At 31.3% G+C, this 5913-nt stretch carries 6 protein-coding genes; 5 read left to right on the forward strand and 1 reads right to left on the reverse strand.

Translation table 11 applies throughout. The annotated features are described in order from the left end of the window. Positions 1-365, reverse strand: a 365-nt coding sequence (locus KJQ97_RS08550; protein ID WP_214120577.1) for a dephospho-CoA kinase, incomplete at its 3' end; no start/stop codon positions are given. A 127-nt stretch (positions 366-492) separates the two neighbouring features. Between KJQ97_RS08550 and KJQ97_RS08555 the strand changes: the two genes are divergently transcribed. From KJQ97_RS08555 to KJQ97_RS08580, 5 genes are read left to right on the forward strand one after another with little or no spacing between them, the layout of a single operon-like run. Next, complete coding sequence (locus KJQ97_RS08555) at positions 493-690, forward strand: twin-arginine translocation signal domain-containing protein (protein ID WP_214116989.1); 198 nt, start codon at positions 493-495, stop codon at positions 688-690. An 18-nt stretch (positions 691-708) separates the two neighbouring features. After that, positions 709-3561, forward strand: a complete 2853-nt coding sequence (locus KJQ97_RS08565) for a formate dehydrogenase subunit alpha (RefSeq protein WP_214116987.1) — start codon at positions 709-711, stop codon at positions 3559-3561. Between the two features lie 2 nt (positions 3562-3563). After that, positions 3564-4139: a formate dehydrogenase FDH3 subunit beta gene (gene fdh3B, locus KJQ97_RS08570; RefSeq protein ID WP_214116984.1), complete on the forward strand. Its 576-nt coding sequence runs from the start codon at positions 3564-3566 to the stop codon at positions 4137-4139. Positions 4140-4154: 15 nt separating this feature from the next. Beyond that, a complete protein-coding gene (locus KJQ97_RS08575; RefSeq protein ID WP_214116983.1) occupies positions 4155-5057 on the forward strand; it encodes an SPFH domain-containing protein in 903 nt (300 codons plus the stop codon). Beyond that, positions 5054-5446, forward strand: coding sequence for an NfeD family protein (locus tag KJQ97_RS08580; RefSeq protein WP_214120579.1), 393 nt, complete (start codon positions 5054-5056; stop codon positions 5444-5446). Before KJQ97_RS08575 ends, KJQ97_RS08580 begins: the two co-directional genes overlap by 4 nt. Positions 5447-5913 lie beyond the last annotated feature (467 nt).

Raw genomic sequence — 5913 nt, forward strand, 5'->3', positions numbered from 1 at the left:
ATTTCTACAAAAATTATTTTATTTTTATTTTGTTTGATTTTTTTGAGAATTTCTTTTTTGATTTTTGAGTGCATTATTTTTTCTAATTTTTTCTTAGCTGTTTTATCATTAAAAATCACATTTGCCACTGCTTGTTTTTTTTCTTTTAAGAATTTGAAATAGGAATTTGAAATATTTAATTTTTTACGAATTTGTTTCCATTTGTAGCAAAAAACTTTTGAAGAAATTTCATCAGCACTAATGCAAAATATTTCATTTTCTTTAGCAATATTTAAAAATGTAGATTTACCACAAGCAATGCTAGATGTTATTACATAAATATTTTTAAAAAATAGGTGTTTTTTTATCTTAATTTTTCTTATCAAAACCGACTCTTTTTATCATTATCATAATATTATTTTTTAGATAATTTTGTTTATTTTCTTAAGCCTAATTTTAAGGCAATAATGTATTATTTAGGTTACTTTTTAAAATTTTAGTAAGGAGGCAGCCATGGAGAACAAAAGAAGAGCTTTTCTTAAAAAAGCATTAAGTGCTGGAGCTACCTGTGCTGTTGCTAGCGTAGGTTTAAATGCAGCAACAAGTAGCGAAAATAATAGCTCTGGTGTAGTATCTGGTCGTGCAAAGAAAAAAGAAGTGTTATATAAAAAGACCCTTCACTGGGAAAAATTTTATAAAATTGCATATTAATTTATAGAAAGGATTTAAATGCGTAATTTAGGTAGAAGAAGCTTTTTAAAACTTGCAGCAGTTGCAGGTGCAAGCACTACCGCATTTGGTGCGACAAACGCAACCTTAAAGGCAGATGAAAAAGTTAAAATGCCTTATGAAGGTAGTAAAAGTGTTCGCACAGTTTGCTCTATTTGTAGTGCTGGTTGTGGTATAGAAGCTGAAGTAGTAAATGGTGTTTGGGTTAGACAAAATAACGCAATAGACCATCCAATTTCACTTGGAAGTCATTGCTGTAAGGGAATTGACCAAATTGATTTAACCAAATCAAAATGTCGTGTTAAATACCCATTAAAAAGAGTTAATGGTAAATGGGAAAGAATTAGCTGGGAACAAGCTGTAAATGAAATCGGCGATAAAATGCTAGATATTAGAAAAGAAAGCGGTCCTGATAGCGTAATGTTTTTAGGTTCAGCTAAGTTTAACAATCAACAAGCATATTATTTTAGAAAATTTGCTGCATTTTGGGGAACAAACTCAATAGATCACGTAGCTAGAATTTGACACAGCGCAACAGTAGCCGGTGTGGCTAATACTTGGGGATATGGCGCTATGACAAATCACTTTGGTGATGTTGTAGGTAATACAAAATGTATGATTATGTTTGGTGCAAACTCAGCAGTTGCAAACCCTATTGGATTTAAGCATATTTTACAAGCTAAAGATAGAAATAATGCTCCTTTAATCGTAGTTGACCCTATTTTTACAAGAAGTGCAGCTCATGCTGATATTTATGTAAGAATTCGTCCAGGAACTGACATTGCATTTGTATATGGAATGTTAAATCTTATTTTTGAAAATGGTTGGGAAGACAAAGAAATAATCAAAAATAGGTCTTATGGAGTTGATTTAATTCGTGAAGAAGCTAAAAAATATACTCCTAGCGAAGTTGCTGATATTTGCGGATGTAGTGAAGAAATTCTAATTCAAGTTACAAAATTATTTGCGACTACAAAACCTGCTACACTATTTTGGTCATTAGGTATTACTCAACATTCAGTTGGTAGTTCAAATACTCGTATTTTAGCTATTTTACAATTAGTGTTAGGAAATATTGGAAAACCTGGTGGCGGAACTAATATTATTCGTGGTCACGATAATGTTCAAGGTGCAACAGATATGGGATGTTTAGCAGACACACTTCCTGCTTATTATGGCTTAGCTGAAGGTGCTTGGAAACATTTTTGCAATTTTTGGGGAGTTAGCTATGAAGATATGCAAAAACGCTTTGTAGATGATAGTGCAAATGGTGGCAAAAAATGGATGCACGAAAAAGGATTTAGTTTATCTCGCTGGTGGCAAGGTGTTAAAGGCGTAGTTCCTTATGGCACGGATACAACTCATTCAAATGCTCCTGTTAGAGTTCTTTGGGTTCAAGGAACTGGAATTACTTCTATGGCTCACACTGTTAAAATTCAAGAAGCACTTAAAAAACTTGATTTAATAGTAGTTGCTGAACCATTTGTAAATGAAGTTGCAGTTTTAGCAGATCGCCCTGATGGAATTTATATACTTCCTGCTTCAACTCAATTTGAAACAGAAGGGTATGTAACAGCTACAAATCGTTCTATGCAATGGAGAAGTCAAGTAGTAAAACCAATTTATGAAAGTAAAGAAGACCAAGAGATTATGTTTATGTTTGCTAAGAAATTTGGCTTTTATACAGAATATACTCGTGGTATGAAACTTGAACTTCAAAATCATAAATTAGTTCAGGTAATTCCTGATGATGTTGATGCGAAATGGCCTGATGATGCTACAAGAGAAATGAGTAATGGTTTATTATCAATTGGTCTTCGTGGTATTAGTGCAGAGCGTTTAAGAAAACATCAAGCAAATTGGGCTAATTTTGACCCTGATACTTTAATGGGTATTGGTGGAGATGTAAAAGGCGAATATTATGGCTTACCTTGGCCTGTATGGGATGCAAAACACCCTGGAACTGCTATTTTATGGAACCCAAATGTTCCTTATGAAAAAGGTGGAATGGGCTTTAGAAATAGATTTGGACTTGAGCATAATGGAGTTAGTCAGTTAGCTGATAATTCATTCACTCCTGTTGGTTCTAAGGTTAAAGGTGGTTATCCTGAAATTAAAAAAGATAATATTGAGCAAGTATTTGGTATTACATTAAGTGATGAAGAAAAAGAATTAATGGGTAATTCTTGGAGCACAGATATTTCAGGAATTATATTAGAAAAATGCCGTGAAAAAAGTGCTTGTTGCTTAGGAAATGCAAGAGCTAGAACTATAGTTTGGGAATTTAGCGACCAAATTCCAAAACATAGAGAGCCAGTGCATTCACCAAGATGGGATTTGGTGCAAAAATATCCAACATTTGACGACCAAACAACTCCAAATTTCCGTGTTACTACAATGTTTAAGAGCGAGCAACAAAAACAAGACTGGAGCAAGGATTTTCCTATTATCATTAGCTCAATGCGTTTAGTAAATCTAAGTGGTGCTGGTATGCTTGAGAGAACTAGTAAATATTTAGCTGATATTACACCTGAAATGTTTGCTAATGTTCATCCAGAGCTTGCAATGCAACACAATATTGGCGATGGAGAAATGATGTGGATACATAGCCCGCAAGGAACTAAGATTAAAGTAAAATGTATTCACAATAGAAGTGTAACTCCAGATAGAATTTGCTTACCTTACAACTTCGCTGGTGTTTTACAAGGAGTTGATTTAAGTCATAACTATCCAGAAGGCACTAAACCTTATACAATAGGCGAAATGTCAAATACGGTTACAAACTATGGTTTTGATCCAAATACACAAATTAGCGAATTTAACGCTGGACTTTGCAAGATAGAAAGGGCATAAAAATGGCTAGAATGAAGTTTTTTGTTGATAAAAATCGTTGTATTGGTTGTTTTGCTTGTCAAGTTGCGTGTTCAAGCGGACATGAAGTTCCTGTTGGTATTAAAAGAAGAAAAGTAATTACTTTAAATGATGGTATTGAAGGCAAAGAAGTGTCAATGACAATAGCATGTCAGCATTGCACTGACGCACCTTGTGCTCAAGTTTGCCCTGTTAAATGCTTTTATATTCGTGAAGATGGTATCGTATTACACGATAAAAAAGAATGTATTGGTTGTGGTTATTGCTTATATGCCTGTCCATTTGGTGCTCCACAATTTCCAAGAGATGGAGCATTTGGAATTAAAGGCGAAATGGATAAATGTACAATGTGTGCAGGAGGCCCTGAAGAGACAAATAGTGATGAAGAAAGAGAACTTTACGGACAAAATCGCATAAGCGAAGGAAGAGTGCCTATTTGTGCTGCTGTATGTGCTACAAATGCGCTTTTAGTTGGAGATGAGAGCGAAGTTTCTAATGTATATAGAAAGCGTGTTTTAACTAAAAATGCAAATGTTAATTTAAGTAATATGTTTATTTAATTTAAATTAGGAGAGATGATGGAATTTTTAATTTTTGTTGGAGTTTTACTAGCTTTAATCATAGTCATTTTAATAAAGTCTATAATTATAGTATCGCAAAGCGATATTGTAATAGTTGAGCGATTAGGTAAATTTCACAAAGAATTAAGCGGAGGATTTCATTTAATCTTTCCTTTTATTGATATGGTTAAATCAATAATTACTATTAAAGAGCAACTAATAGATATAGAAAAACAACAAGTTATTACAAAAGATAATGTAAATATTTTAGTTGATGGGATAGTTTTTCTAAAAGTAACAAATGGAAAAATGGCATTTTATAATGTTGAAAATTATAAAAAAGCTATATCAAATTTAGCTATGACAACTCTTAGGGGTGAGATTGGCGGTATGTATCTTGATGATACTTTAAGTAGTCGTGATAGTTTAAATAGTGCTTTACAAATTGCACTTGGAGATGCTGCTGATAACTGGGGTGTAAAAATTATGAGAGTAGAAATTTCTGAAATTTCAGTTCCTAGTGGCATAGAAGAAGCAATGAATTTACAAATGAAAGCTGAAAGAGAAAAAAGAGCTATAGAATTAAACGCTGAAGCACAAAAAGTAGCACTTATAAAAAATGCTGAAGCATTAAAGCAAGAGCAAGTTTTAAACGCTGAAGCAATAGAAAGAATGGCTGATGCTAAAAAATACGAACAAATTGCATTAGCTCAAGGTCAAAAAGAAGCTATGAATAACATAAATGAAGCAATGGCACAAAACATTAATGCAGCTGAATTTTTATTAGCTAAAGGCAGAGTAGAAGCATTTTTAGCTTTAGCAAAAAGTGAAAATAAAGATAAAATATTAGTCCCTTATGAAAGCACTGAATTAATAGGAGCTTTAAGTGTATTAAAAGAATTTGTAGGCAAAAAATGAGTAGCCTATATTTACTTTGTATAGGAATATTTTTAGGAATTTTAGAATTATTAGTCGGTAGTTTTTATATAATATTTTTTGCTATAGGATTTATTATTGTCGGTGCAATTAATTTAATAAAGCCATTAGATTTAGAATTACAAATAATATTAATTGCTGTTATATCTCTTGTTTTACTTATAATTTTTAAATTTTTTGTTAAAACTAAAAAAGTAGAGAATTATGACGATGATTTTTTAAATACTCAAGGCGAAGGCGTTGTTAAAAATGGTATGATTTATTATAAAGGTTCATTTTGGCAAACAACTGATAATTTAACCTTAAGAGAAGGTGAAATTGTAAAAATTGAAAAAATCCACAACAATAAAGTAAAAATCAAACAAGATTAATTTTTATAACTTTCAATAATATTTTTTAATTTATAAAATACAACCACAAACAATAATATTACATAACTTAAACCATAAATGCTACATAAATTACATAATAATGCAAATTGAAATTCTATGTTTGATTATTTTTTATAATCAAACATAATTTAAGTTATATTTAATTTATACAAATTATCTTCCAAGAGATAGAGCATTTGGAATTAAAGGTGAAATGGATAAATGTACAAAGTATGCTGTTGTATGTACTATAAATGCACTTATAGCTGGAGATGAGAGCGAATTTTAATTTATATAGAAAGCGTGTTTTAACTAAAAATACAAATATAAATCTAAGCAATATGTTTATTTAAGCTTTAGCCCCTTTTTTAGCACTGATTCCTATTTTAAATTCTTTAAATTTTATTTAATTTATAACCAATAAAAACCCTAAATTAAAAGTATTAAACATATTAATCAAAGTAATA

The organism is Campylobacter sp. 2018MI01 (assembly GCF_018501205.1).
Taxonomy (GTDB): domain Bacteria; phylum Campylobacterota; class Campylobacteria; order Campylobacterales; family Campylobacteraceae; genus Campylobacter_E.

What these genes read in the sequence shown, in the direction of transcription:
- KJQ97_RS08555 (WP_214116989.1), top strand. Translation starts at nt 493, where the DNA reads ATGGAGAACAAAAGAAGAGCTTTTCTTAAAAAAGCATTAAGTGCTGGA.
- fdh3B (WP_214116984.1), top strand. Translation starts at nt 3,564, where the DNA reads ATGGCTAGAATGAAGTTTTTTGTTGATAAAAATCGTTGTATTGGTTGT.
- KJQ97_RS08575 (WP_214116983.1), top strand. Translation starts at nt 4,155, where the DNA reads ATGATGGAATTTTTAATTTTTGTTGGAGTTTTACTAGCTTTAATCATA.
- KJQ97_RS08580 (WP_214120579.1), top strand. Translation starts at nt 5,054, where the DNA reads ATGAGTAGCCTATATTTACTTTGTATAGGAATATTTTTAGGAATTTTA.